Source organism: Pseudarthrobacter sp. RHLT1-30-1 (assembly GCF_059383415.1).
The window spans coordinates 1-26350 of sequence record NZ_JBWZCG010000001.1 but is presented as its reverse complement, the minus strand read 5'-3'; the positions used below and the strand labels follow the sequence as shown (position 1 = coordinate 26350).

The 26350-nt window shown below is 67.6% G+C and carries 24 protein-coding genes, 2 tRNA genes and 1 riboswitch; of the genes, 16 read left to right on the top strand and 10 right to left on the bottom strand.

Annotation, left to right across the window (positions count from 1 at the left end; translation table 11 throughout):
* The first annotated feature begins 61 nt into the window (after nucleotides 1-61).
* Nucleotides 62-265, top strand: coding sequence for a hypothetical protein (locus tag AC50YM_RS00130; protein ID WP_494954998.1), 204 nt, complete (start codon nucleotides 62-64; stop codon nucleotides 263-265).
* A 439-nt stretch (nucleotides 266-704) separates the two neighbouring features.
* The gene (locus AC50YM_RS00125) at nucleotides 705-1484 is read left to right on the top strand and encodes a type 1 glutamine amidotransferase domain-containing protein (protein ID WP_494954997.1); all 780 of its coding nucleotides are present in this window, start codon (nucleotides 705-707) and stop codon (nucleotides 1482-1484) included.
* Between the two features lie 182 nt (nucleotides 1485-1666).
* Here AC50YM_RS00125 and AC50YM_RS00120 read toward each other — a convergent pair.
* Nucleotides 1667-1754: transfer RNA gene (locus tag AC50YM_RS00120), tRNA-Ser, on the bottom strand.
* A 62-nt stretch (nucleotides 1755-1816) separates the two neighbouring features.
* On the opposite strand from AC50YM_RS00120, the gene AC50YM_RS00115 reads away from it, so the two are divergent.
* The 4 genes from AC50YM_RS00115 (at nucleotide 1817) to AC50YM_RS00100 (ending at nucleotide 5881) form a co-directional block, all read left to right on the top strand.
* Nucleotides 1817-2881, top strand: a complete 1065-nt coding sequence (locus AC50YM_RS00115; protein WP_494954996.1) for a zinc-dependent alcohol dehydrogenase — start codon at nucleotides 1817-1819, stop codon at nucleotides 2879-2881.
* Between the two features lie 4 nt (nucleotides 2882-2885).
* The gene (locus tag AC50YM_RS00110; protein ID WP_494954995.1) at nucleotides 2886-3284 is read left to right on the top strand and encodes a 6-pyruvoyl trahydropterin synthase family protein; all 399 of its coding nucleotides are present in this window, start codon (nucleotides 2886-2888) and stop codon (nucleotides 3282-3284) included.
* Between the two features lie 7 nt (nucleotides 3285-3291).
* Complete coding sequence (locus AC50YM_RS00105) at nucleotides 3292-4524, top strand: glycosyltransferase (protein ID WP_494954994.1); 1233 nt, start codon at nucleotides 3292-3294, stop codon at nucleotides 4522-4524.
* Nucleotides 4525-4612: 88 nt separating this feature from the next.
* Nucleotides 4613-5881: a DNA glycosylase AlkZ-like family protein gene (locus AC50YM_RS00100; RefSeq protein WP_494954993.1), complete on the top strand. Its 1269-nt coding sequence runs from the start codon at nucleotides 4613-4615 to the stop codon at nucleotides 5879-5881.
* Nucleotides 5882-5915: 34 nt separating this feature from the next.
* Here AC50YM_RS00100 and AC50YM_RS00095 read toward each other — a convergent pair whose 3' ends face one another.
* Nucleotides 5916-6419, bottom strand: coding sequence for a nucleoside deaminase (locus tag AC50YM_RS00095; RefSeq protein ID WP_494954992.1), 504 nt, complete (start codon nucleotides 6417-6419; stop codon nucleotides 5916-5918).
* A 71-nt stretch (nucleotides 6420-6490) separates the two neighbouring features.
* On the opposite strand from AC50YM_RS00095, the gene AC50YM_RS00090 reads away from it, so the two are divergent.
* The 3 genes from AC50YM_RS00090 (at nucleotide 6491) to AC50YM_RS00080 (ending at nucleotide 8450) form a co-directional block, all read left to right on the top strand.
* Nucleotides 6491-7276: a phosphatase PAP2 family protein gene (locus tag AC50YM_RS00090; RefSeq protein ID WP_494954991.1), complete on the top strand. Its 786-nt coding sequence runs from the start codon at nucleotides 6491-6493 to the stop codon at nucleotides 7274-7276.
* Nucleotides 7277-7345: 69 nt separating this feature from the next.
* Nucleotides 7346-7981, top strand: a complete 636-nt coding sequence (upp, locus tag AC50YM_RS00085; protein WP_024366205.1) for a uracil phosphoribosyltransferase — start codon at nucleotides 7346-7348, stop codon at nucleotides 7979-7981.
* 91 nt (nucleotides 7982-8072) lie between these two features.
* Nucleotides 8073-8450 (top strand): VOC family protein, encoded by a 378-nt coding sequence (locus tag AC50YM_RS00080; RefSeq protein ID WP_494954990.1) that lies wholly within the window; start codon nucleotides 8073-8075, stop codon nucleotides 8448-8450.
* Nucleotides 8451-8479: 29 nt separating this feature from the next.
* On the opposite strand, the gene AC50YM_RS00075 is transcribed toward AC50YM_RS00080, so the two are convergent.
* The 3 genes from AC50YM_RS00075 to AC50YM_RS00065 all read right to left on the bottom strand — a co-directional run bounded on the left by AC50YM_RS00075 (nucleotide 8480) and on the right by AC50YM_RS00065 (nucleotide 11901).
* Complete coding sequence (locus AC50YM_RS00075; protein ID WP_494954989.1) at nucleotides 8480-9265, bottom strand: aggregation-promoting factor C-terminal-like domain-containing protein; 786 nt, start codon at nucleotides 9263-9265, stop codon at nucleotides 8480-8482.
* A riboswitch (cyclic di-AMP (ydaO/yuaA leader) is annotated at nucleotides 9264-9422 on the bottom strand. It overlaps the preceding gene by 2 nt.
* Before the next feature lie 103 nt (nucleotides 9423-9525).
* Nucleotides 9526-11157 carry a sensor histidine kinase gene (locus AC50YM_RS00070; RefSeq protein ID WP_494954988.1) on the bottom strand — a complete coding sequence of 544 codons (1632 nt, stop codon included), beginning with the start codon at nucleotides 11155-11157 and terminating at the stop codon, nucleotides 9526-9528.
* Nucleotides 11158-11160: 3 nt separating this feature from the next.
* Nucleotides 11161-11901, bottom strand: coding sequence for a response regulator transcription factor (locus AC50YM_RS00065; RefSeq protein ID WP_494954987.1), 741 nt, complete (start codon nucleotides 11899-11901; stop codon nucleotides 11161-11163).
* A gap of 623 nt (nucleotides 11902-12524) precedes the next feature.
* Here AC50YM_RS00065 and AC50YM_RS00060 point away from each other — a divergent pair.
* The 5 genes from AC50YM_RS00060 (at nucleotide 12525) to AC50YM_RS00040 (ending at nucleotide 16457) form a co-directional block, all read left to right on the top strand.
* The gene (locus tag AC50YM_RS00060) at nucleotides 12525-13385 is read left to right on the top strand and encodes a winged helix-turn-helix domain-containing protein (RefSeq protein ID WP_494954986.1); all 861 of its coding nucleotides are present in this window, start codon (nucleotides 12525-12527) and stop codon (nucleotides 13383-13385) included.
* 380 nt (nucleotides 13386-13765) lie between these two features.
* The gene (locus tag AC50YM_RS00055; protein WP_146335814.1) at nucleotides 13766-13969 is read left to right on the top strand and encodes a dodecin family protein; all 204 of its coding nucleotides are present in this window, start codon (nucleotides 13766-13768) and stop codon (nucleotides 13967-13969) included.
* 55 nt (nucleotides 13970-14024) lie between these two features.
* Nucleotides 14025-14552 carry a SixA phosphatase family protein gene (locus AC50YM_RS00050; RefSeq protein WP_494954985.1) on the top strand — a complete coding sequence of 176 codons (528 nt, stop codon included), beginning with the start codon at nucleotides 14025-14027 and terminating at the stop codon, nucleotides 14550-14552.
* A 116-nt stretch (nucleotides 14553-14668) separates the two neighbouring features.
* Complete coding sequence (locus tag AC50YM_RS00045) at nucleotides 14669-15280, top strand: hypothetical protein (protein ID WP_494954984.1); 612 nt, start codon at nucleotides 14669-14671, stop codon at nucleotides 15278-15280.
* 85 nt (nucleotides 15281-15365) lie between these two features.
* Nucleotides 15366-16457: an EamA family transporter gene (locus AC50YM_RS00040; RefSeq protein WP_494954983.1), complete on the top strand. Its 1092-nt coding sequence runs from the start codon at nucleotides 15366-15368 to the stop codon at nucleotides 16455-16457.
* Nucleotides 16458-17060: 603 nt separating this feature from the next.
* Here AC50YM_RS00040 and AC50YM_RS00035 read toward each other — a convergent pair.
* The 5 genes from AC50YM_RS00035 to AC50YM_RS00015 all read right to left on the bottom strand — a co-directional run bounded on the left by AC50YM_RS00035 (nucleotide 17061) and on the right by AC50YM_RS00015 (nucleotide 22452).
* Complete coding sequence (locus tag AC50YM_RS00035) at nucleotides 17061-17720, bottom strand: TetR/AcrR family transcriptional regulator (protein ID WP_494954982.1); 660 nt, start codon at nucleotides 17718-17720, stop codon at nucleotides 17061-17063.
* Nucleotides 17717-19777: a YhgE/Pip family protein gene (locus AC50YM_RS00030; RefSeq protein ID WP_494954981.1), complete on the bottom strand. Its 2061-nt coding sequence runs from the start codon at nucleotides 19775-19777 to the stop codon at nucleotides 17717-17719. The genes AC50YM_RS00035 and AC50YM_RS00030 overlap by 4 nt, the downstream gene beginning before the upstream one ends.
* Nucleotides 19774-20493 carry an ABC transporter ATP-binding protein gene (locus tag AC50YM_RS00025; RefSeq protein ID WP_494954980.1) on the bottom strand — a complete coding sequence of 240 codons (720 nt, stop codon included), beginning with the start codon at nucleotides 20491-20493 and terminating at the stop codon, nucleotides 19774-19776. Before AC50YM_RS00025 ends, AC50YM_RS00030 begins: the two co-directional genes overlap by 4 nt.
* 180 nt (nucleotides 20494-20673) lie before the next feature.
* On the bottom strand, nucleotides 20674-22131 hold the full coding sequence (locus AC50YM_RS00020) for a dihydrolipoyl dehydrogenase family protein (RefSeq protein ID WP_494954979.1): 1458 nt from the start codon (nucleotides 22129-22131) through the stop codon (nucleotides 20674-20676).
* A 247-nt stretch (nucleotides 22132-22378) separates the two neighbouring features.
* Nucleotides 22379-22452: transfer RNA gene (locus AC50YM_RS00015), tRNA-Arg, on the bottom strand.
* A 275-nt stretch (nucleotides 22453-22727) separates the two neighbouring features.
* On the opposite strand from AC50YM_RS00015, the gene AC50YM_RS00010 reads away from it, so the two are divergent.
* Together AC50YM_RS00010 and AC50YM_RS00005 are read left to right on the top strand one after the other, a co-directional pair.
* Nucleotides 22728-24560 carry a phosphoenolpyruvate carboxykinase (GTP) gene (locus AC50YM_RS00010; RefSeq protein ID WP_494954978.1) on the top strand — a complete coding sequence of 611 codons (1833 nt, stop codon included), beginning with the start codon at nucleotides 22728-22730 and terminating at the stop codon, nucleotides 24558-24560.
* Nucleotides 24561-24843: 283 nt separating this feature from the next.
* Nucleotides 24844-26229: an FAD-binding oxidoreductase gene (locus AC50YM_RS00005; protein ID WP_494954977.1), complete on the top strand. Its 1386-nt coding sequence runs from the start codon at nucleotides 24844-24846 to the stop codon at nucleotides 26227-26229.
* Nucleotides 26230-26350: the final 121 nt, after the last annotated feature.

Genomic DNA, 26350 nt, shown 5'->3' with positions numbered 1-26350 from the left:
TGGCCCGTAGCTGCCGCGCGGCCAGGAGTAGGCTGTGTCCCACGTCACTAAAGGAGCCCGAATGAGCTATAAATACCGGACCGTCAAAGTCCGCGGCACGGACCTGGTCGGAACGATTGCGCGCCGGCACGGGGGTGCACCCGAAATCTACGAAACCTCGAAGGACCCGAGCACTTCGGTTGTTCCGGTGTTTTTTCCGGACACCGGAGAGATCCGGTTCTTCGACCGGTCTGTCCTGGAGGACGTGGTGGTCCCGGCCGGCTGAGGAGCGCCGTGCCGGCATAACCTGGCAGGTCCGGGTCGGACTAACCACAGGAAGACCGAATTTTCAAGTCAAATGGCGCCTATTGCCCGCCTGGGATTCGCCGTTTACTCTTGCGTTGGGATCTGGCCCGGGCATCTTTCTGGGGAGAGACCATTTCGGTGTTCCGATCGAGCCGGATTCCGCATCGGCTGGCTCCATGGTCTCAAAACGATGGAGCCAGCTGGCAGAATTTCCCGCTCCCCACGGGGCACTGCACCCAGACCCCGTTCGGACAAAGCAAAGGCCCCCGTCTCCCTTGATATGCAAAAGGGAACCTGGGGCCTTGCTGTTTCGCTGTGATGGCGGGATTCGCACCCCGCGCCCTGATGCGCGACTTCGCGCACTCTCAGGGCCCGAATTGGCTGGGCGTAGGGTGGAGTTCAGACGATAGGAGCACTTCATGAAGAAAATCCTCATGGTACTGACCAGCGTTTCCGAGATCGGCGATACCGGAGAGAAGACCGGCTACAACGTGGCCGAGGCTGCGCATCCCTGGAAGGTCTTCAAGGATTCCGGGCATTTCGTCGACTTTGCGTCCATCCAGGGCGGCCAGCCCCCGCGCGACGAGGTGGACTCATCCGATCCCATCCAGGTCGCCTTCACGGAGGACGAGACCACGCGCGCCGGCCTCTACAACACTGCCCGCGTCGACGTCGTTGATCCCGACCAGTACGATGCCGTGTTCCTCGTGGGTGGCCACGGCACCATGTGGGACTTCCCGGACAGCGAAGGCCTGCAGAATCTGGTGGCCAGCGTTTACAACGCCGGCGGCGTGGTGGGCGCTGTCTGCCACGGGCCGGCCGGACTGCTGAACGTCGAATTGGCCAACGGCTTTCGGCTGGTCGAGGGCCGGAAGGTGGCTGCTTTCACCAATGACGAGGAGGTTGCCGCCGGGAAGGACAAGGTCATCCCGTTCTTCTTGGCAGACCGGCTTGAGGAACAGGGCGCCACCCACGTCTCCGCTGATGTCTTTGAGGAGAAGGTCGTGGTTGACGAGCGGCTGGTGACCGGCCAGAACCCGGCCTCAGCCGCCGGCGTGGCCAAGGAGATGGAGAAGCTCCTGGCCGAGGTCATCCACCAGGAAAAGGCCGAGGAACAGCACGAGACTGAGGCTCTGCGCGCCGAGAAGGACGCCGAGAAGAACGCCAAGAAGGCTGCTGCGGCAGACGCCGAGCACTAGCACCCACACCGCACTAAAACTGGCGGCCGTCCCGACGGCGGGGTGGCCGCCAGCCTGCATTCGTGAGGCAACCAAACTGTCCAACTTCCAGGACCCGGCAGGCTAGTGCGGGACGCATTACGGAGCAAAGCAAAGACCCCTGCTTCCCTTGTGTTTATAAGGGAAGCAGGGGTCTTGCCGCTTGGCGGTGACGGTGGGATTTGAACCCACGTTGGCTTTCACCAAACAACATTTCGAGTGTTGCACCTTCGGCCGCTCGGACACGTCACCAACCTGTATAGGGTACCGGAGCAATGCGCCCAACCCCAAAACGGACTAGATTCGTCAGCAAGATGACTAACTTGGACAAGCAACCAGCACAGCACAGCACAGCCACCGCATATTGGACCGTCGGCCCCGAGAAGGGGGAACTCCGGCGCGAAGGCCTGCCTGTCCCCGGCCCGGGCGAGGCGCTGGTCCGCAGCCTCTACTCCGGCATCAGCAAGGGTACCGAGCTGGTGGTGCACAACGCCCGCGTCCCGGAATGCGTGGCCGAGGAAATGGCCGCCCCGAACCAGGAGGGCACCTTTCCTTCGCCAGTGAAGTTCGGCTACCTCTCTGTCGGCGTCGTCGAGGACGGCCCGGCCGACTGGCTGGGCAAGACAGTGTTTTGCCTGTACCCGCACCAGGACCGCTACGTCGTCCCGGTGGCGTCCCTCACCGTGGTTCCGGACGTCGTTCCCGCCCGCCGCGCCGTACTGACCGGCACCGTGGAGACCGCGATCAACGGCATCTGGGAGGCCGGGCCCCGGCTCGGCGACCGCGTCACCGTGATCGGCGCCGGTCTCGTCGGCGGCATGGTGGCCAAGCTCCTGAGTACCTTTCCGCTCGGACGGCTGCAGCTGGTCGACGTCGACCCGGCCAAGCGGGCCTTCGCCGAAACGCTCGGCGTCGAATTCAGCCACCCCGACGACGCCCTGCCGGACTGCGACCTCGTAATCCACTGCTCCGCCTCGGAGTCCGGTCTGGAGCGCGCCCTGCAACTCGCCGGAGACGACGGTGAGGTGATCGAAATGTCCTGGTACGCCGACCGGAAGGTGACCGTGCCGCTCGGGGAAGACTTCCACGCGCGCCGGCTGTCGATCCGGGCCAGCCAGGTCGGCGTGGTGGCCCGCTCGCGCCGGCACCGCCGCACCAACGCCGACCGGCTGCGGCTCGCCGTCTCCCTGTTGGGTGATCCCGGCTACGACGTGTTCCTCACCGGCTCGTCGGCGTTCGAGGATGTGCCCGACGTCGTCCAGCGGCTCTCCGACGGGACCCTTGAGGCGCTCTGTCACGTCATTGAATACCCTGTCCCTGACAACCCTGGCCGGAAAGCCCCCGCGACCGAACCAGCCCCTACAGAAGCCACGAGGTAAAGCCGTGTTCAGCCTGACCGTCCGCCGCAATTTCATGATCGCCCACAGCCTTCCGCGCCCCGCCTTCGGCCCGGCCCAGGGGATGCACGGAGCCACCTTCGTGACGGAGGTGACCTTCCGCCGCCGAACCCTGAACGAGGACTCGATCGTCCTGGACATCGGCGACGCCGGCGAGGTGCTGGATTCGATCCTCGAAGGCCTGAACTTCAAGAACCTCGACGAGCACCCGGACTTCGCGGGCCGGCTCAGCACCACCGAGGCGCTGGCCCAGTATGTCGCCGACGCCGTGGCCGCCAGAATCCGCCCCGGTGCTGACGGACGCGAACTGGCCGGGCTGGACGTCACGCTGCGCGAAACACCCGACGCCTGGGCCAGCTACTCGCTCGACTTTGAGGCCAGCTAGGACTCTGGTGCCAGCCGGGAACAGGGTGCAGCCGGACGGCCTCCGCGTCCGACTCGTGGTGCCCGGCAACGTGCGCCACAACTCGGGCGGCAACGTCTACAACGCAGCCCTCGCCCGTGAGCTTGCCCTCCTGGGAGTGGAGGTGGAGATTTGCCCGCTCGACGGCGACTGGCCGGTGGGCAGCGCGGAGGACAGGCAGCGGCTGGGCGCCCTTCTTTGCGGCGACGGCGCCGACGGCAATGCCGACGACTTTAGCGACGGCGACGATAAAAATGCCAGCAATGCCAACGGGGATTCCCACGACGGCCGCGGCACCCGCCCCCGCCGCACCGTCACCCTCGTTGACGGGCTGCTCGGCTGCGGGGCTCCGGAGCAACTCGCGGCCGCCGCGGCTATCGGACGTCCCGCCTGGATCCTGCTTCACATGCCGCTGGACGACTCCGGACAGGAGGAAACCAGCCTGGAACGCCGGGCCCTGCGGGCGGCCGCCGGGGTGATCTGTACCAGCGGCTCGGCTGCGGACCGGATCCGGGCCCGGCACGGGATGGACGGTCTGCGGGTCGCCCTGCCTGGCACCGACCCCGCCGCACTGGCCTCCGGGTCCGAGCCGCCGCATTTCCTTGCCCTGGCCGCCCTGCTGCCCAACAAGGACCAGCTGCTGCTGCTGGCGGCGCTGTCAGCCCTGCTGGATCTGCCGTGGACCGCTTCCCTGGTCGGTTCGGACACTGCGGATCCGGGTTACGCCGCCCTGGTCCGCGACCGGGCCAAGCGGCTGGGACTGCAGGACAGGCTCCGGATCCCGGGGGAGCTGCGCGGCGCGGCGCTTGAGGCGGAATGGGCAGCGGCCGACCTCAGTGTGCTCATCTCGCAAGCCGAGACTTTCGGGCTCGTGGTCACGGAGTCGATTGCGCGGGGCGTTCCCGTGATCGTCAGGGCAGGCACCGGCGCCGTCGAAGCGCTCGCTGCCGGCGCCCCGGAGCCGGCGCATCCTGCGCCGCCAGCGGCCACACCTCCCGCTCCGGCGTCTCCCGGAGCCACTCCGCCGGGGACCCCTGTCACCCTGCCGGGTACCGCCGTCGCCCTCGAGGAGGACCCGGCTCCGCTCGCCGAAGTACTGCGGCGCTGGCTGGACGATCCCGGGGTCCGCACCCGCTGGCGGGCCGCTGCGACAGACGCAAGGGGCCGTCTTACCGGCTGGGACGCCACCGCCCGGGCCGTGCTGGAAGCCCTGAACGGGTAATGCCCGGCGGTCCCGCCGCCGGCTGCCGCGCCGGAAATGCCTCCCGCAGAAGATTCCCCTGCCGGGCCGCCGGGTGGACAATGACCCCATGACGCCCCAGCCCCTGACCACGCAGACCCGGACCGTGAACACCCCGCCGGCCCGGACCCTCACCCCGGAGCGGCTCCGCGCCTGGGCCTGGCACAAACAGGGCCTGGACGGTTCACTGGCCGGCTGCACCTCGGAGCAGGTCTTGGCCCGGGCAGGCTGGGCGCGCTCCGTTGGCGGCGCCAACCCCTACCTCACGCTCTTCGCCCGCGCCGGCATCCGCCGCGACCAAGTGGACGCCGACGTGCTGGCGCACCGGATCCTGGAACTCCCGACGGCGCGCGGCTGCACCTACGTCCTCGGCCGCGACGACTTCGCCTGGGCGCTGCAGCTCGGTCGGGACTCCGCCGAAGCCACCTTCAAGGTGGTCGGCCGGCTGGGCGTGGACCGGGGCGAGATCACGTTGTTGGAGGAGCAGGTGCTGCACACCCTCGGCGAGGCCGGCGTCCCGCTGGACCCAAGGCAGCTCAAGGAGGAACTCGGCGACTCTGTGCGGAACCTCGGCGAGGAAGGCAAGAAGAAGGGCGCAACTACCACCCTTCCCACCGCCTTGGGCATCCTGCAGGCCCAAGGCCGGATCCGCAGGGTCCCGGTCAATGGGCGCCTGGACCTGCAGCGCTATGCCTACGAGCTCTGGAACCTGCCGCCGAGCCCGCTGGACGACGAGGAAACCCGCGCAGAGCTGATCCGCCGCTACCTGGGCTGGACTGGCGGCGCGACCTTCAAACAGTCCCAGTGGTTTACCGCCTTCACCGTGGCCCAGAGCAAAGCGGCGCTGGCTGCGGTCGGCGCGTTGGAGGTTGCCACCGCCGCCGGGGACATCCTGTGGATGCTGCCCGACGACGTCGAAGGGCTCGCCACGTTCCAGGAACCGGCGGATGAACAGATCCAACTGCTGGCCGGCACGGACTCACTCGCGCTGCTGCGGCGGAACGCCGCGGACCTGCTGGCCGACGAAGACCAGCACACCAAGGCCATCGGCTCGCTGGCGCTGCAGGCGGACCTCCCGGACCATCCCATCTTCGACCGGGGCCGGATTATCGGGCTGTGGCAGTACGATCCCGGCCAGGAACTGATCGTGCCCTGGGTTTTCCACGGCCCCACAGCCGCCGTGACCCGCCGGATCGCCGAAGTCGAGGCGTGGATCCGCGAGGACCTCGGAGACTTCCGCGCCTTCAGCCTCGACTCGCCCGCCACCCGGCAACAGCGGACCGACGCCCTGGCGGCGTCGGCAGCAGCGTCGGCAGCAGCCTCCGCGGCCGGCCGGTAGCACGGCCGGGACCGGAACTCGCGATGGCCAGGGTTCAGGAGCCACGGTGTCCGGCGAAGAAGTCCCGCAGCAGCTCCGCGCACTCGTGCTCGCGGATCCCGCCATACACTTCCACCCAGTGGTTGAGGCGGCGCTCGCGGAGGATGTCGAACACGGATCCGGCGGCGCCGGCCTTTTCGTCCCAGGCGCCGAACACGACCCGGGGGATCCGGGCCAGCACCACGGCCCCGGCGCACATGGCGCAGGGCTCCAGCGTCACCACCAGCGTGCAGTCCTCCAGACGCCAACCGTCACCGGCCATTCCGCCCTGCGCACTCCGTTCCTGCAGCCGGACGGCCGCCTCGCGGATGGCCACCATCTCAGCGTGCGCCGTCGGGTCCCCAAGTGCTTCGCGTTCGTTGCGTCCGCTGCCCAGCACGGTCCCGTCCGGACCGATAACGACGGCGCCGATCGGCACGTCGGCCGTGGCCAGCGCGGCACGGGCCTCGATGAGGGCAAGGCCCATCCATTCGGCATGGCGGGGCTCGGGGGAGGTCATGGCTCAATGATAGTTTCGATGCTAAGCAAGCTGTGCAGCCAAGCGGCCGGCACCAACATTCGGGAGAGATCGTGAACAACGGGACAGTGGGCTGGATAACGCACCGTTGGGGGAAATGGGTGGTGCCGTACGCGGCGCTGTGGGCCACGATGCTCATCGGCGGCGTGGTGGTGCTGGTCCTGGCACTGCTGAGCGCCGAGGTCTATGACAACGTCGTGGACGAGGCCGGCCTGGCCAACCTGGACAAGCCCACCCTGGGGTTCATGGAACAGCTCCGCAGCCCCGGCCTGGACGCGTTTATCACCGGGTTCACCAACATCGGGGGCGGGATTGGGATGCCCATCCTGGGCAGTCTCCTGACCGCGTGGCTGATCTGGACCAGCCGGACCTGGCGGCCGCTGATCCTGATCGGAGGCGCCGCCGCCGTCTCGGTGACCGCGACATCCGTGGGCAAGAAGCTGATCGGCCGGACCCGTCCCGACCACGCCGACGCCGTCCCGCCCTACGAAGACTCGCCGTCGTTCCCAAGCGGCCACACCCTCAACACCACGGTTGTCATCGCACTTGTCGTCTACCTCGCCTGTCTGCAGATTGAAGGCACCCTGGCCCGGGTCGGCCTGATCGCGGCGGGGGCGGCCTTCATCTTCGCCATGGGCATGAGCCGGGTCTACCTGGGCCACCACTGGATGACCGATGTGATCATCGGCTGGGTGCTCGGGCTGGCCTGGGTCGGAATCGTGATCATGGCCCACCGGCTCTTCCACGCCCTGCGGCACCGCGAGCACGCCGGACCCGCGCCGACTTTTGACAACTCGGCCCACCTGACAGACGGCGCCGCCGGCAGGAGTCATCAATAGGAAACGAACGACGTCGGCGCCCGCGGTCCCACGGGCGGCGCACCATCCGTTGGGTGATAGTTTTGACCCATGCGCACTCTCGTTGTGGACCACCCGCTGGTCGCCCATAAGCTCACCGTTCTGCGGGACAAGAACACCCCGTCGCCGGTTTTCCGCCAGCTCACCGAGGAACTCGTCACGCTCCTGGCGTACGAGGCAACCCGCGAAGTCCGCACCGAACCGGTGACCATCGAGACCCCGGTCAGCACCACCATCGGCACGGCGTTCACTAAGCCCACGCCATTGGTCGTCCCCATCCTGCGCGCCGGACTCGGCATGCTCGAGGGCATGACCAAGCTGGTCCCCACGGCCGAAGTCGGCTTCCTGGGGATGGCCCGCGATGAAGAGACGCTGGACATCATCACCTACGCGGAGCGCCTCCCCGAGGACCTCACCGACCGTCAGATTTTCGTCCTGGACCCCATGCTCGCCACCGGCGGTACGCTGCGCGAGGCCATCAAGTTCCTCTTCAAGCGCGGTGCCTCCGACGTCACCTGCATCTGCCTGCTCGCGGCCCCGGAGGGTCTGGCGAAGCTGGAGGAAGAGCTCGCCGACGCGAACGTGACGATTGTGCTCGCCTCGATCGATGAGAAGCTCAACGAAAAGTCCTACATCGTCCCGGGCCTGGGCGACGCCGGCGACCGCCTCTACGGCGTGGCCGGCTAAGCCACCCGCGCGCTGCGAAGCTGCCCGCGTGGGCGGATTCCATTGAGATTTTCCTATCCCGGAGAGACCCTCCGGGACTAGCCTGAGCCCCATGGACTGGAAACTTGAACTCGTCTTTGTCCCGGTGTCCGATGTGGACCGCGCCAAGGATTTCTACGTCAACAAGGTGGGCTTCCACGCCGACTACGACGAGCGGCCGATGGACGGCATCCGCTTCGTCCAGTTGACCCCGCCCGGCTCAGCCTGCTCGATCGCCATCGGCGAGGGCCTCAATGAGGCGCCGCCGGGTACCGCCCCCAGCCTGCAGCTGGTGGTCAGCGACATCGGGGCGGCCCATCAGCAGCTCAAGGACAATGGTGTGGAGGTCAGCGACATCGACGTCCAGGATTGGGGGCACTTCGTCTATTTCGCCGATCCCGACGGCAATAAGTGGGCAGTGCAGTATATTCCCAACCGCCCGGGCGGCTGATCAGCAGCGTTGTTTCGCAGCAACGCTGCTTAGTACCAGTTATTGGCGTAGTGGAAGTTCAGGGCGCCACACGGCGAGCCGTAGCGATCCTTCACGTACTGCAAACCCCAGTTGATCTGCGTGCGGTAGTTGGTCCGGTAGTCCGCGCCGGCGCTGGCCATCTTCTCGGCCGGCAGGGACTGGACCACGCCGTAGGCACCGCTGCTCGAGTTGGTCGCGGTCGTTTCCCAGTCCGACTCCTTGGTCCAGAGCTTCATCAGGCAGGGCATCTGGCCGGCGGCCCAGCCGTAGGACCCCAGCTGGCCGGCCGCGTAAGCCTGCGCGCCGGCAGGGTCATTGACGGCAACCGGGGCAGGTGCCGGTGCGGGCTCCGGAGCCGGAGCCGGAGCCGGAGCCGGAGCGGCTGCCGGTGCCGGGGCAGCGGCTGGCGCGGCTGCCGGGGCGGGCGCTTCGGCCGCCTTCGCCTCGGCTGCCGGGGCGGCGGTTCCGGTCGGGACTACGGCCTGGTTGTCGACCCGGACGCGTTCAAAATCGAGGTGCGTCAACGGATCCGCCGTCGCGGCTGGTTGCGTGAGATTGCCCGTGCTGGCGTTGCGGGCGCCGGTTTCAGCCGCCTGGCCTGCGGCGCCGGCCCCCACGAGTACCGCGCAGGCGGCCACTACAACCGCCGCGCGGCGGCCGGTGGAGCCGACGCGGCCGGCGATCCGGGCCAGGCCCGAAGCGGGCGTGGCTGGTTCGGCGCGGTGGCGCGTTGGCTTGGAGCGGGTGGTGTTCTCGGCGCCGTCAGGGCGCGATTGTGCGTTGAAGTCGGTCATGATCGCCTCTCAACGCCTGCGGAGTTAGCTGTCGGGTTCGGGTGAGGTCACCCGGCCGCACGGAATTTCACGTGTCGGCTTCACCCCAAGGGCGCAAGATGCAAATGCCCGGGAACTCTGGGTTCCCCGCCTCTGCCTGGTCCAGCGGAATCCGGGAGGCGGCAGAGCTTGGCGTGCGTCCGGATGTGCGGCCTTAGTGATGGCCGCACCTAAAAACCGTACAGGACTTGGCCGGCTAAGTCACATTTGCATAACGGAGGTCACGACGGCGGCGTGGCGTCTTGCGCTTCCAGCGGCCGGTTGGCCTCGGTCGTCAGGGGAGTTGCCGGCAGCCGCACGGTGAATTCAGTCCGCCCCGGGCGGGATGCGACGCTTACGGTCCCGCCATGGGCAGCAATGATTGACTGCACGATGGACAAGCCCAGCCCGCTGGTTCCTTCGGCGGATGCGCTGGTGACCGTGGCAGCGGCGCCGGAAGCAGCAGGCAGGCGCGGCGGGTGAAGGGGAGGGCGCGGAAGGGGCCGCCGCCCGTGCGCCGGCGACGCAGCAGGCACTGGATTCTTCCGGGAGGCGTCCGCGCGAGTGAAACGCGCGAACACGCGGTCCACAAATTCGGGAGCGATTCCGGGGCCGTTGTCTGTCACCGTCACGACGGCGCTCCCGTCCTGGGTGAGCTTCACGCCGGTCACGACCGTCGTGCCTGGCCCGGTGTGCTTCCGCGCGTTGGAGAGCAGGTTGGCCAGCACCTGGTGCAGCTGGGTCGCGTCGCCCCGGACCACCACGGGCTCCTCCGGGAGCTCCAGGTGCCAGATCCGGTCAGGGGCCATGACCTTCTCATCACTTACCGTCTCGATGGCCAGCTGGGTGAGGTCCACGTCGCTGAGCTTGAGCGGCTGGCCCTCATCCAGCCGCGCGAGCAGGAGCAGGTCCTCCACCAGGGTGGTCATCCGTTCGGACTGGCTTTGCACCCGGGCGAGGGACTTCTCGCCGTCGGGCGTGAAATGTTCGGTCATCCGCATCAGCTCGGTGTAGCCGCGGATGGCGGTCAAGGGTGTGCGCAGCTCATGCGAGGCGTCCGCCACGAACTGGCGGACTTTCATCTCGCTGTTCTGCCGTGCCTCCAGCGCGTTGGAGACGTTGTCCAGCATCAGGTTCAGGGCATGGCCGACGCTGCCCACCTCGGTTCCGGGATGCGCCGCGGACGCCGGAACCCGCATAGCCAGTCCCACCTCGCCTGCGTCGAGCGGCAGCCGGGACACCTGCGTCGCAACCTCGGACAGCTGGTCCAGTGGCTTCATGGTCCGGCGGATCAGTGCCGTGCCGGCCAGGCCGATCACGACCAGGCCGCCTGCTGAAACAAGCACCATGGTCCAGACCAGGGAGGCCAGCGTGTTTTGTTTTTCTGCGAGCGGCAGCCCGGTGACAATCACGTCGCCGTTTGGTGATTCGGCCGCAACCAGCCGGTAGGCTCCCGCGGAAAGGGTCCGGTCCACCGGCTCGCTGCGGGGGCTGAGTCCAAGGAGAACTTCGTCGTCTTCGTTGGTGAGGGACTTACGGGTGGCGTCCTCGCCCAGGAACCCTGCGCTGCGGACTGAATCTTCATCGATCCGCGCATTCAGCGTGCCGATTCCCTGGCCCCGCGCCTCAAGGGGATCTGTGCGGCCGCCGGCGCGGCCAGAATCGCGGGCACGATCCTCTGCCTGCTGCAACTGCTTGTCGAGCTGTCTGGTCAGGAAGAGGTCCATCGAGGCATAACTGACGACGCCGACAGCACCGCAGATCGCCACGAGCAGGGCCATGGCGACCAGGACCAGCCGGGTGCGCAGGTGCCAGGTGGAGGGGTTGCGCCAAGTGAACCCGGAGGGACGAATCTCGCCGAAGCGTTCGGGCACGAATCAGTCCGCCGGCTTCAGGACATAGCCAGCGCCGCGCACGGTGTGGATCATGGGCGGGTAGTTGGCATCCACCTTCTTGCGGAGGTAGGAGATGTAGAGCTCCACGATGTTTGCCTGCCCGCCGAAGTCGTAGTCCCAGACCCGGTCCAGGATTTGGGCCTTGCTGACAACGCGTTTCGGGTTCTCCATGAGGTAGCGCAGCAGCTCGAACTGGGTGGCTGTAAGGTGGAGTTCCTCGCCGGCGCGCCGGACTTCCCTGGTGTCGATGTTCAGGATCAGATCCCCGACGACGAGTTCGGCGGTATCCATTGCAGCCACGCCGGAGCGCTGGACGAGCCGGTGCAGCCGCAGCAGCACTTCCTCCATGCTGAACGGCTTGGTGACGTAGTCGTCCCCGCCGGCTGCCAGGCCGGTGATCCGGTCCTGGACGGCGTCTTTGGCTGTCAGGAACAACGCCGGCACCTCCGGCGCGAAGGCGCGGATCCTGCCCAGCAGCTCTACGCCGTCGAACCCCGGGAGCATCACATCGAGCACTAACACATCGGGACGGAAGTCCTTCGCCAGCTTCACTGCTTCGGGGCCGTCGGCGGCGACGGCCACGGACCAGCCCGCCATTCGCAGGCCCATGCTCATCAGCTCGGAAAGACTCGGTTCATCGTCCACGACCAGGGCACGGATGGGGGACCCGTCCGGATGGGTGAGCTGGGGAAGATTGTTCGTCATGGAGTGCGAAGTGGCCATGGGACAACTCTCCGATCTGCCGGTTAGGCGCGGCTTTGGGAATCCTGTGCGGCACCTGTGAATCCCAGCCTAACGAGCTGGACGGCCCTGGGAGCCCCTGCACGGGCACTTTCCGCGGCTGCGGAGTGACCACTCTGTGGGACGGTGGACATCCGTTGATAAGTAGGCGAACGGTTTTACGGTTTCCGGATACAGTGAATGATTCAGGGCCGGTGGGGCATCTGCGCGAAGCTTCTTCGGGCAGATGACCCACGGGACCTTTTTTGTTCGAATCCAAGGTTTTTCCAGCGCCCGGTCAGAATTGTGATCTGCGCTACTATTCCCCGTTTAGTCTCACATCGTGGACTTATGAATGCTTTGTTACTTGCAAGTTTTCATTGTTACGTTGCACACTTCAATTGTGAACAAGAACATAACAGCTCCTGCAGCCGCAGTTTTTTGGATCAGCGCACCCGCTGATACCGAGAATCGCTGTTGTCGAATGCACGCCTAACTTTTACACCCCAAAGGTTTCTAGGCATTCGCCCCCAGCCCAGCGTCGGGCGCCCCTCCCCAAGTTTCATTGCGGGGAAAAGTAGCATTCGAGCCGCGATGACGGCCATTCACATTGAGGTAAGCAATCCATGTCAGTTGCATCCGGATACGTCCACATCTCCGTCCGTAACGCCAGCAAGGCCGGCCAGGCCTCCGGTATCCGCCAGGGCTTCGGCGGCCGCGCTTCCTTCGCCCCCTCCGGCTCCGGCAACACCTTCCCCGCCCCCGGCTATGCCCCGCAGGGCTACAACCCCAACTCCTATGGACAGCTCCGGGCCGTTCCGCCGGCCACGGCCCCGACTCCCGTGATTACGCCGGGCAGCGCCGCCGCCCCCGTCCGTCCGGTCCCGGCCGACAATGTGGCCCGCGGTTTCGTGCTCTACATGGGCATCGACGAGGAAACCGCGGCGGCCGCCGGGACCTCCATTGCCAAGCTGGCCCAGGAAATCCGGGCCTACGCCCAGTCCCTGGTCTCCGGCGCCGAAAGCTACGCGGCCGTCGCTGTTGCCCCGGCCAGCGCCCCCGGCTCCGCGCTCGACGTCGTCCGTTCCACCTTCGGTGACCCCACGGTGGGGGCCCGCCAGCGCGCCGAGACCTCCCGCCAGCAGCAGCCCCAGGATTCGCGTCCGTCCGGCGTCCTGATTGACCTTGCCCGCCGCGAAGTGGCGCTCGACGGCGAATCCCTGAACCTCACGTTCAAGGAGTTTGAACTCCTCAACTACCTCGTGGAGAACGGCACCCGCACCGTGGGCCGCGACGAGCTGCTTGAGGGCCTGTGGCGGAACGCCGAAGAGGTGCCCAACGAGCGCACCATCGACGTCCACATCCGCCGTCTGCGCTCCAAGCTTGGCCGCCTCGCCAATACTGTTCGCACGGTCCGCGGCCAGGGCTACCGCTTCTACGAGCACCCCGAAGTTGTTGTCTGGGCCGCTCCGGAATACTCGATCTAGCTTCCAGCCCGCGCAAGCGTCCGTTCCTTGACTGGGGCGGGCGCTTTTGCATTGACCGTTGCGCTTCACGCGCCGCGGGCGGCACTTTGCCGTGCCCTGGCGTTCGCTGGCTCCCTTGACCTCGCAAGCTCGGACAAGGAATCCGGCCAGCTCTCGTCCTCCCTCGTTCCTCAGTCTGCGATGCGGCACTACGCAAAACGCCACGCTGCGCTTACTTCCTCCTGAGAACGCACCTTCCTCCCGTTCCGGGGTGGAGGCTTTCGGCGGGGCAGGCTGATGGACGTTGGGCTTCGCGGCTCTTGGGCGGCGCTTGGACCCTGTTGTGTTTCCTTCCTTCGGCGTAGTCTCGGACCCGTTGAGACGACTACTGAGAGGAAGATATGTCTGTTGCACGCATTACTACCCTGAGTTCGAACTCCAAGACCTCGTTCGATGCCGCCATCAAGGAGGGCGTCGATCGGGCCAACAAGACCCTGCGCAATGTAACGGGTGCCTGGGTGAAGGAGCAGAAGGTTGAGATCAGCGACGGCGCCGTCGTTGCCTGGCACGTTGTGCTGGAAGTGACCTTCGTACTGGACGACTGAGCCGCCGTTGGTGCGACGCGCGCCCGGGGATCAGCCGCCGCACTAGGATTGGTCCATGAGCGCGCATCACATCAAACGGCTGGTGATCATGCGCCATGCCAAGGCGGACTGGCCGGGCGGCGTCGCCGATCACGACCGGCCGCTTGAAGAGCGCGGCCACCGCGACGCCCCGCAGGCCGGAAAATGGCTGCTGAAGCACGGCGTGGTCCCCGATTTCATCCTCTGCTCCAGCGCCCTGCGCACCCGTCAGACCTGCACCTGGGTCTGCAGCGAACTGGGCGACAAAGCCCCGACGCCGAAGCTCGAGGACGGACTCTACGCCGCCTCGGCGTCGCGGATGCTGACGGTCATCAACCACGTTCCGGACACCGTGACCACCCTCATGGTGATCTCGCATATGCCCGGCGTGCAGGATCTTGCCATGCACCTTGCCTCCCGCGATTCCAACCACGATGCCTACATGGACGCCGCCACGCGCTACCCCACGAGCGCCCTGACGGTGATGGAGACGGAGAAGCCCTGGGCCGAACTGGACGGCCAGGACGCCAGGCTCACGCACTTCAAGGTTCCCCGGGCCAAATAACGCCGGCGCCGGGCGGGCTGCCTGATTCCCGAATGATGGTCACGCAGGCATTTCTGCGGTTTACTGATCCTGTTTACTCGTAACTTACGGGGATCGAGAGAAAAGGCGGAATCATCGTGGATTCGGGACTGCTCATATGGATCATTGTCGGCATCATCGTTGTGCTTGCCATCATCGCCGTGGCAACCAGGCTCAGCCGCAAGCGCAAAGTGGAAGCGGACCGCAACCGGGCTGTCGAAATGCGCGAAAAGGCCCGGACCGATGAGATCGGGGCGAGGGAACGCGAGGCGCAGGCCGCAAAGGCAGAGGCCGACGCAAAACAGGCAGAAGTCGAGGCCGAGAGGCTTCGGGAGGAAGCCCGCGACCGCCAGCGGGAAGCTGGGCAGGTCCGCGCCGGAGCGCAGGAACAGCTGAGGAAAGCGGACGAAGTGGACCCGGACGTCGTCACCACGGAACGCGACGGCCAAGTCCGGGACCGGCGGTCCGATGCCGACGCCGGCAATGACGAGCTGCGCCGCGACCGGCGGTCCGATGTAGACACCGGAGATGACGAGCTGCGCCGCGACCGCAGCGCCCGAAACCCCGCCGACGCAGACCGCACCCCCGACCCGGACGGCAGCCAGACGCCCAACAGGCAGGTCCCGCCGGAGCCGGTCCGCGGCGACGTGCCCCGCACCGAAAATCCACGCACTGACAATCCCCACACCGACAATCCCCGCAACCTCTGATCCCTCACCTGCCGGCTAACCTCCGGTCCGCCGGGTCCGGACGGTTCCGGCCGCGGATGACGCCGGAACCGGGCATAGTGGCAGGGTGAACCCACGCCATTCCGCCCTGGCCCTGCTCGTCGCCGTACTCTGGGGCGTCAACTTCGTCGCGATCGACCTCGGCCTGCACCCGGACGGGGCGGAGATGCCGCCGCTGCTGTTTGTGGCCATGCGGTTCATCCTGGTGGTCGTGCCGTGCATCTTCTTCATCCGGAAACCGGACGTGAGCTGGAAGGCGATAGTCGGCGTCGGGCTGCTGATGAGCGCAGGACAGTTCGGCCTGCTGTATCTGGCGATGGCCCTGGGCATGCCCGCGGGCCTGGCGTCCCTGGTGTTGCAGGCGCAGGTGCTGTTGACGGTGCTTCTGGCGGCAGGCTTTCTCGGCGAGCGGCCGAGCCGACGGCAACTCGCCGGGGTTGTACTGGGAGTCGCCGGACTCGTTGTTGTGGCGGTCGGCCGCAGCCTTGTCGCCCCGGTGCTGCCGCTTCTGATTGTGCTGGCCGCGGCACTGTCCTGGGCCGCTGGCAACATCGTCGCCCGGAAAGCGAAGGCAGCGTCCGGGCTGGGGCTGGTGGTGTGGTCCGGGGCTGTGGTGCCACTGCCCCTGCTGGGTCTCTCGCTGCTGCTCGACGGGCCGCCGGCGGTGGCGCAGGCACTGGTGGAAGTCCAGCCCGTCACGCTGTTGAGTGCCCTCTATACGGCCGTGTTCGGTTCGCTTGTCGGCTACGGCATCTGGAACCGCCTGCTGGGGCTGTACCCTTCCTCGGCCGTGGTGCCGTTTACCCTGCTGGTTCCGGTGGTCGGGATGACGGCGGCGTGGCTCGTCCTGGCCGAGGTGCCCACTCCGGCCGAGGTGACGGGCGGACTCCTGCTGCTCGCCGGGGTGGCGACCGCGGTGCTGCGGCCCTGGAATTTTCGCCGGCGCGACACTCAGCGGCGGAGCTTGCCGCCGTCAGCGCCGCCGCGGGGACTGCGCCCGCATGGTCAGCGCCCGCATGTTCAGCGGCGCGAGGAGGACCGCGCGGCGGGGCGTGCCGGGGACTTGGCCGGTGACTTGGCAGCGGACCCCGTGGCGCCCGAAGCTGGCCGCTTGAGCCCCGAGGAAGCGGCCCGCGGGGCGGGAACGCGGGCTGATTGAGATTTGGCCGGCTGAGATTTAGCCGGCTGAGTCGAAGCCGGCCTGCCCGTTGCGGACCTCGGTGCCGGGCGTGCGGCGGCGGCGGTACGGGACGGTGCGCGGCGGGTGTCCGCCGCCGTCCGGGGCCGCTGGACCCTCGCGGCCGCAGGACGCCGCCGCGCAGCGCTGCCGGCAGTCCGCGGACGCCTGCCCCTGCCCGGCAGGACGGTTCCGGCCACCAGCAGCAGCAGGGTGGCCGCACCGGATGCGGCGGCGAGGTAGAAGAACAGGTCCGGATGGTCGGCATCCACCGGGGCCGACAGCGCGTCCGGATCCGCATTGAAAGCCAAACCCCACTGCCGCAGGAAGGCGATGCTGAAGGCAATGAACAGGATGCTCCCGATCCCGCTGGCGGCCAGGGTCCGGTGCCGCCGGCGGATCACCACCTCGGCGACGCAGGCTACGTAGGCAGCGGCGGATGCCCCCAGGAACCAGAGGAACACCGTTCCGTGCAGGGTGATACCGGTCAGCGCCAACAGCGCGAGGGCGGCGAGAAACGCACCGATGGCAATCCTGCCGCTGTTACCCATGTGGCCCATGTGAATAATCATCCCCGAGCGGGCGCTACTTCACGACGAAGCCGCGCATGGACGCCATAATCGCCGTCACACTTTGCTCACGGGTCCGCTCCGGATTGTAGGTCTGCCGGTCCAGGCCCACCACAAAGCAGGCGCCGAAGATCGCGGTCTCCAGGCTGCCCCGGGACACCGCCGGATCCACCGGGTAGACGGCGGCCACCGCATCGATCGCGGCGCGGACCACGGTGAGCAGGCGGCCGCGGAGCTCCGTGAAGGTGTCCTGCCACTCACTGGGGGTCCGCCAGTTTTCGCTGACCCACAGCCGGGCAAAGGAGGGGTATTCGTCCATGAAGTCGATGGCCTGGCCGATCATCCCGTCCATCGCCGTGAGCGGGTCCGCTGAATCGTCCCTGACGCTCAGCAGTCGAGCCAGCAGGATATCCACCCCGTGGCGCAGCAGCTGGGCGATCAGGTCCGATTTGCTGCCGAAGTTGTAGTACACGGTCCCCTTGGACACCCCGGCGGCCGCGGCGATCTCATCGACCGTCACCCCCGCCACGCCGCGTTCGCCAATCAGCTCCATCGAGGCCTCGAAAAGCTTCTGCTTGGTCGCGTTGGTCCTGGCCGGCCGGAGCTTCCTGGCCGCGCCTGCCGGGGTCCCCGCGTCGGCGGGAACCTCCGTGCTGCTGTCCGTGCGGCTGGTCATACGGCGATCTCCGGTTTCAGGGTCTTCAGGGTCCAGTATTTGTGCTTCCGGACGGCAAGGGTGGACATGGCCGTCCCCAGCAAAGTGTAGCCAAGCAGCCCCAGCATCGTGGGCAGGATGACAGCGAGGTCCGCGCCGTAAATCAGGTGCCGCATGCCGTTGACCACGTATCCCATCGGCAGGAGTTGGTGCACGACGTGGAGCGGTTGGGGCGTTGTCTGCCAGGGGAAGGTGCCGCCCGAGGAGACCAGCTGCAGGACCAGCAGGATCAGCACCACCAGCTTGCCGGGGGACCCCAGCAACGCAACGATGCCTTGGATGATCGCGCTGAATGCCATCGCGGCGGCCAGCATCAGGAACCACATCAGCCAGGGATGGGCGGGATCCAGGCCCAGCCCGACGTCGACCACCAGGGTCAGCAGGCTGGCCTGCACCGCAGAGACTGCCAGGAACGGCAGCCAGCCGCCGACGGCGATTTTCCACGCCGGAGCGTTCGACGCCAGCGCCCGCTGGGTCACAGGCCGCATCGCCTGGATCAGCATGAAGACGCCGATCCACAGGGCCAGGGTGAGGAAGAACGGTGCCAGGCCCGCGCCGTAGGAGCCCGCCTTGGCCTGCGAGACATTGCTGACGGCGACCGGATCCGCCATTACCTTGGCGAGGCTGTCCTTCTGGCTGTCGTCGGGGTTGGGGACCTGGCCGGCGCCCTTGGTGAGTTCCGCTGCGAGCGTTCCGGCGCCGTCGGCTGCCGTGGCCGCGCCGCCTTCGAGCCGGGCAGCGCCGTCGTCAAGGTGTTGCGCGCCGGCTGCCAGTTGTGCGGCGCCGTCCAGGGCGCTCTGCTGCCCGGCGGCGAGGGTGGCGGCGCCGCCGGCCAGCTGGTCCGCGCCGGTGGACGCCTGGGCGATGGCGCCGCTGAGCGTGGGTGTGGCTCCCGCCAGCCGGGCTGCGCCGGCGCTGACGGCGGCGGACCCGTCCGCCAGTTGCTGGACCTGTCCCGCCGCGGCCATGAGGGAGGCGCCCGGACGGGCGGAGACCGGCGCGACAGGGTGGGCGTCGAAGTCCGCCAGGATGGCCTCCGCCTGGGCCGGGGTGATGGTTCCGGCGGCGACGAGCCGGCTGGTGGACGCAGCCACCCGGCTGTGCTCTGCCTGGGCGGCGGCCTGGGCGGATGCCTGTTCGGCGGCGGCCTGCTGGCCGGCCAGGGCCTTGAACTGGGTGTTGAGCGCGGCGTTGCCGGCCGCCACCTGCGCCGCGCCGTCCGCAAGCGTCCGGGTATCGGCGGGCAGGGTGGCGGTTTTGTCCTTGAGCTTCGCCAGGCCGCCGTTAAGCTCGGCGGCCCCGGTACTGAGCGCGTTGGCACCGTCCCGGAGTTTGAGCTGGCCGTTGGAGAGTTCGGCGGCGCCGTTCTTCAGGTCGGCCGTGCCCTGCTTGAGGGTGACGCTCCCGTCGTGCAGGCTGGTGACGCCGTCGGCAAGCTGCGCGGCTCCGGCGGAAGCCTGGAGCATCTGGGTGTGGATGGTGCCAAACCCGGTGAGGAGCTGGTTGGCGGTTTCCTCGCCGACTTCTGTGGCCACCGTGGTGTGCACAGCCGTCGTGAGTTTGTCCACGATGGTGCTCAGCAGGTAGTTGTTCGCGTCGTTGGTGGTCACGTTGAGCATGGCCTGGTTGGCGGCGTCGAAGCTGCCGGGGGACACGAGGTTCGCCGAGAAGTCCTTCGGGATTTTCAGGGCGAAAGCGTATTTGCCCGTGCTGACGCCCTGGTCCGCTTCCGCCGTCCCGGTCACCGTCTGCCAGTTGAAGACATGGCCGTCCACGAGGCTGTCGGCGACCTTCCGGCCGGCCTCGAGCCGGGTACCGTCGGCGGAGGTGGCGCCGGCGTCCTCCACCACGAGGGCGGCGTCGATCTGGTTCAGGTTTCCGTAGGGATCCCAGTTGGCGTAGAGGTAGACGGCGCCGTAGAGCAGGGGCACCAGTGCCAGCGCCAGAATGGTCAGCTTGGGCAGCAGGCCGCCGGTCATACGCTTGAGTTCGGAACGGGCCAGCCGTAGAACAGTCACTGTGCGTCCTCAGGTTCGAGTGCGGTTTCGAGATGGGCGGAGGCGTCCTGCAGTTCGGCGCGGGGCCTTCCGGGGGCGGGTGCACTTGCGTTCCCGATCGCGGCGGTCGGGCCGGTCCAGCTCGCCGGGACGCTCATGACGACGGCGACGACGGCGAGCGGACGCCCGGCGTCGTGCGCCAACTGCTCGAGCCTCGGCAGCCAGTCGCCCGGATCGCCGTGGCGGTCGGGGGAGTCCAGCACAAGCAGGTCCGTGTGGGGGTTCGCCAGGGCGAGCGCGGTGAGCAGCTCAATCCGGCGGGAGGCCGGGAGCTGCTCGGTCCACAGCCCGGCGATGTCCTCAAAGCGGTTGACCTTGAGCCAGGGCTTGCTGAGCAGCGGCCCCCGGTAGCGGCGCGGGACCAGGGCCAGGTCTTCGGTGACGAGGTCGCGGACGCTGAGGTGCTGCTCCGGTTCGTTCACCCCGGGGGAGTCCACGACGGCGCTCGCCTGCCGCAGGGTCCTGATCCGGGCGCTCCCGTCCCACTCTGTGCCGTCCCAGGCAAAATGCCCGGCAGAGGGCTTGAGGCGCCCGCTCAGGGCCAGGGCCAGGGCGGTGCGCTGGTCCGGGCGTGTGCCGGAGACCAGCAGAAGCTCGCCGCGCCGGACCTGAAGGGAGGTGGCCGGCAGCAACTCGTCCCGTCTGCCGTTCACGGAGAGTTGTTGGACGCGGAGCAAGGAAAGCCTTTCGCAGAAGAATGTCTACAAAAAGCCTAACCGAACTGACCGGTCAGTTCAAATAGATTGGGCGATTGTGATCAAGCAGATGGCCGGTCCCGTCCGCGGCCGATTCCGCCGAGGTGAGAGTTGGTGCCGATGTTCGTCCGCGGCATGGGCGCGAAGTGACACCCCGGCAGGTCAGAGCCCGTACTCCTCGAGCAGGCGGAGCCAGACCTCGCTGATCGTGGGGTAGGACGGCACGGCGTGCCAGAGCCGGTCCAGGGTTACTTCCCCGACGATCGCGATGGTGGCGGCATGCAGCAGCTCGGCCACGTCGGGACCGGCGAAAGTGGCGCCCAGCAGCACCCGTCGGTCCTCGTCGACCACGAGCTGGGCCCAGCCCTCGTACCGTTCGGCGTGCAGCGAGGATCCGGCCACCTGGATGGGCAGTTCCACCGAAGACGCCCGGAGTCCGTCGCGTTCGGCCTGCTGAACCGTCCGGCCGACATTGGCCAGTTCCGGATCGGTGAACACGACATTGGGTATGGCATGGTCGTTGGCGGTCCGGGCGTAGCGGCTCCAAGGGGCGGGGTTGCCGCTCAGGTCGCCCGTGGCCCGCGCGGCTATGGCGTCACCGGTGGTCCGCGCCTCGTACTTGCCCTGATGGGTCAGCATGACCTTGCCGGCTGCGTCGCCGGCGGCGTACAGCCACGGCTCATCGTCGTTCCCGGGGCCGCCCAGGACCAGGCCCGTGGAGTCGGTGCTGAGCCGGATTTCCTTCCCGTCCGCGGCGGCGAGTCCGACGTTTTCCAGCCCGATTCCTTCAAGGGCGGGATGCCGGCCGGTGGTAACCAGGAGCCTGTCCGCCGTTACGGTGCCGCCGTCCGCCAGATCGATGGTGAGGGAACCGTCGTCGTTCTCCCGGACGCGCTTGGTTCCGGTGTGGAGCCGGAGGCCGACGCCGTCCGCGCGCAGCCCGGCGGCGACCAGCGCGGCTGCCTCCTCCGGGAAGGCGCCCAGCAGGGCGCCCCGGGCCACCAGGGTGACCGAAGTGCCGAGCCGGGCGAACGCCTGGGCGAGTTCGGTGCCGGCCACGCCGCCGCCCAGAACCGCCAGCCGGTCGGGGATTTCGTGCGCGGACGTCGCTTCCCTCGTGGTCCAGTAGTCCACGTCCGCCAGCCCTTCGATGGGCGGGGCGGTCGGGGAGGACCCGGTGGCCACCACGACGGCGTGCCGCGCCGTGAGCGCGTAGCTGTTGCCGTCCAGTCCCGCGACTTCGACCTTGCGGGCGCCGGTGATCCACCCGTGGCCGCGGATCAGCGCGATTCCGGTGTCCTCGACCCACTTCACCTGGCTGTCGTCCTGCCAGTTGGAGGTGAAATAATCGCGGCGTTTGAGCACCGCGGCCGCGTCCAGGGTCCGCGTGACGGCTTCCGCGGCGCCGGGCACGGACTGTGCGCCGTGGAGCGCGGTGCCCGGGCGCAGCAGCGCTTTGGAGGGCATGCAGGCCCAGTAGGAGCACTCACCGCCGACCAGCTCCGCCTCGATCAGGACCGCGGTCAGCCCGCCCCGCACCGCACGGTCTGCCACATTCTCGCCCACGGCGCCCGCGCCGATCACAATGACATCGAATTCGCGTTCAAGCTGTGCCGTCATGGCAGAATCCTACGCCCGGGCCGCTCCCGCTGACCCGCGGTGGCAACCCCGCATCGGGGGATCCTCGATGCTGTCTCGACCCGGGACAAAGCGCTCGCGGCCCGAACGGCTGAGCGGCCACTTCGACGGCATCGGGCATCGGGCACCGGGCACCGGGTCGGCCAGGCCGTCGTAACGGTGGGCCGCCGCCGTCGGGTCCTTAAACAAAAGATCCGCACCGGCGGACCGGTGCGGATCTTCTTCTCTGTGCGCCCAAAGGGATTCGAACCCCTGACCTTCTGTTCCGTAGACAGACGCTCTATCCAGCTGAGCTATGGGCGCATTCTCGGTTCTTGGAGTTTCTCACTCCCCGAACCTCGAATTACTTTACGCGAGGTGGGGCTGTAGATACAAATCGAAACGGGTGTAATCTAGCTGACTAGACCGGTCTACGTGACCTTAGTCACAAAATGGGATATCTCCGGTCGGCGGATTCCTTGTGTTTCCGCGGTTTTTGATTTCGGGGCCACCGGACATCACCCATCTGGCGCCGATTTTGGGGGGTGATCTAGCCCTACATTTAGGGAACACGACTGAACCCGAGGAAGGGAACCGTAATGGGAGATTTGGCGCGACTGCCGTTGCTTGAAAAAGCACCCACCACACATGCCGGCCTGCTGGCATGGGTCGAAGAGGTAGCTGAACTGACCCAGCCGGACCGGATCCACTGGGTAGACGGCACTGAGGAAGAGAACACCCGGCTCACGGACGAGCTCGTCGCCGCGGGCACGCTGACCCGCCTGAACGAGAAGCTGTTCCCCAAGTCCTTCGCGGCCTTCTCCGACCCGGCCGACGTGGCACGCGTGGAAGAGCAGACGTTCATCTGCTCCGAAAACGAACGCGATGCAGGCTTCACCAACAACTGGATGGCACCGGTGGAGATGAAGCAGAAGCTCCGCGGGCTCTTCAGCGGCTCCATGCGCGGCCGCACGCTGTACGTCATCCCGTTCGTCATGGGCCACCTGGACGCCGAGGATCCCAAATTTGGCGTGGAGATCACTGACAGCGCCTATGTTGTCGCCTCCATGCGCATCATGGCCACCATCGGCACCGAGGTCCTGGACAAGATCACCGCCACGAACGCGTTCTTCGTTCCGGCGCTGCACTCGCTGGGCGCACCCCTGGCCGCCGGCCAGGCCGACGTCGCGTGGCCCTGCAACCCGGACAAGTGGATCGTGCACTTCCCCGAAGAGCGCTCCATCTGGTCCTTCGGCTCCGGTTACGGCGGCAACGCCCTGCTGGGCAAGAAGTGCTATGCCCTGCGCATCGCCTCGGTGATGGCCCGGGACGAAGGCTGGCTTGCGGAGCACATGCTCATCCTCAAGCTGACCTCGCCGGAAAAGAAGAACTACTACATTTCGGCGGCGTTCCCGTCGGCCTGCGGCAAGACCAACCTCGCTCTGCTGGATCCGGCCATCGAGGGCTGGGAAGTTGAAACCCTCGGTGACGACATCACTTGGATGCGGATTGGCAAGGAAGGCGAACTGCGCGCCACCAACCCGGAGGCCGGCCTGTTTGGCGTCGCCCCGGGCACCGGCTGGGGCACCAACCCGAACGCCATGCGCGCCATCGCCAAGGGCCACAGCATCTTCACCAACGTGGCCCTCACGGACGACGGCGGCGTGTGGTGGGAGGGCATGACCGACGAAACGCCCGCGCATCTCACCGACTGGCAGGGCAACTCGTGGACGCCTGATTCGGACAAGCCGGCCGCCCACCCGAACTCGCGCTTCTGCACGCCGATTTCGCAGGTCGACATGCTGGCCGAGGAATACTTCAGCCCCGAGGGTGTGGAGCTCTCCGCGATCCTCTTCGGCGGCCGCCGCAAGACCACGGTTCCGCTCGTCACCCAGGCCCGCAGCTGGACCAACGGTATCTTCATGGGCTCCACGCTTTCCTCCGAGACCACGGCTGCGGCCGCGGGCCAGGTGGGCGTTCTCCGGCGCGACCCGATGGCCATGCTGCCGTTCATCGGCTACGACGCCGGGGACTACCTGAAGCACTGGATCAGCGTCTCCGGCAAGGCCAATCCGGAACGTCTGCCGCACATCTTCCTGGTGAACTGGTTCCGGCGCACGGCCGACGGTGACTTCGCGTGGCCCGGCTTCGGCGACAACGCACGGGTCCTCAAGTGGGCCATCGAGCGCATTGAAGGCAAGGCGGACGCCGTGGAAACGCCCATCGGCTTCGTGCCGGCCGGGCACTCGCTGGACCTCACCGGCCTGGAGCTGACGCACGCCCATGTGGAAGATGCGGTCCGCGTGGACCGCGCGGAATGGGACACCGAGCTGGCCTCTATCGAGGAGTGGTACGCCAAGTTCGGCGACTCCCTGCCCGGGGAGCTGCGCTCAGAGCTTGAAAGCCTGAAAGAACGTCTGGCCGCGCACTAGCAGCCGGCATCCCCCAGCTGCGCATGAACGGCGGCCCCGCACCCTGTGAAAGGTGCGGGGCCGCCGTCGTGCGTGCTGGGCTGCCCGGAGGTGCTGCCTTGCCCAGTGGCGCCCGGGGGGCGTGAGGGACTTAGGGCCCTAGACCGCAGTTCGACGGTGATCCTAGGCTCGATTTATCATCAGCCGGGCCGTCCGCCGACTGGGAAAGATGCTGGGGGTACTCCACGCGTGCGCTGCCGTGCCCCCGACCTGCTCGCAGCACGCGAGTGCCCAGGAGTTCATCATGCTTGTCAGCGACGACATCCAGGCCCTGTCCACGGCTGTCAGCGGCCCGGTCGCTCTGCCGGACAGCCCCGAATTTGCGGCCGAGACGCTGGCCTTCAACGCCGCGATCGTGCACCGGCCAAACGTCGTCCTGGGCGCCGAGAACGCACACGACGTCGCAGCCGGGGTGAAGTGGGCGGCAGAACGCAGGCTCCCGGTGGCGGTCCAGTCCACCGGGCACGGCGCCGACTCGGTGGTTGACGGCGGCCTGCTCATCAACACCCGGCGCCTGCAGGAGCTGCGGATTGATCCGGTCGAACGCACCGCGCGGGTGGGGGCCGGAGTGAAGTGGCGCAGCGTCCTGGAAGCGAGCGTGCCACACGGGCTGGTCGGGCTGCACGGCTCCAGCACCGACGTCGGCGTCGTTGGCTACACTCTCGGCGGCGGGCTGCCCCTGCTGGGCCGCGCGTACGGTTTTGCGGCGGACCACGTCCGCAGTATGGAGGTCGTCACCGCGGACGGCGCGTTGCGCCGGATCGACGCCGAGGCCGAAGCCGAACTGTTTGCGCTGATGCGCGGTGGCAAGGGCAACCTCGGAATCGTGACAGAACTTGAGTTCAGCCTCTTCCCGCTGGGGGACTTTTACGGCGGCGCAATCATCTATCCCGGAGCAGACGCCGCGCACGTCCTGACGGCGTTCCGGGCGTGGCTGCCCACGCTTCCGGACCACGCCTCGCCGTCGATCTCCCTGCTGCGGCCACCGGACATGGAGTTCGTCCCCGAGCCGCTGAGGGGCCAGTTCGTGGTGCACCTCCGCTTCGCTTTCCTGGGCAGCCGTGAGGACGGCGACCGCTTGCTGGCCCCGATGCGCGCGGTCGCCAGGCCGTTGATGGACACCGCCGGTCCGATGAGCTATCTCGACGTGGACCAGATCCACATGGATCCGTCGGATCCGCTCCCCTTCACGGCTGGCGGGGCGCTCCTGAAGGACCTCGGCGAAGACACCGTTGCGGACCTGCTGGAGCTCACCGGTGAGGGTTCGGACTGTCCGCTGCTCTTCGTTGAGATCCGGCCGCTCGGCGGGGCCCTGGCGCGGGGCGGGGCCGTGCCGGACGCCGTCTCGGGGCGGGACGCAGCGTTCCTGCTGTTCGTCCTCGGGTTCAAGATGCCGCCGGTTGACGAGGCCGTCGCCGCGTCAATCCGCGGCGTCCTGGCGGCGATGGCCCCCCACTCCACCGGACGCACGCTGGTCAACTTCCACGGCGAACCCGGCGATGAAGCCGACCGGGCCCGGGCATGGTCACCCGACGTATACGAACGGATGCGGGCCGCGAAGTCCAGTTACGACCCGGGGAACCTGCTGCGCTTCGGCCATGCGATCACCGGGGTGCCGTCCGCGGGGTGAACCGGGGTTGGGCGGCGCGGCTCAGTCAGCGCCCGTGAGGCTTAAACGTCGACGGCGGGAGCCCAGCCTCTGGGGAGGGAGGGGGGGACGGAGTGGCCCCCTCCCCTTTCCCGCACAAAAC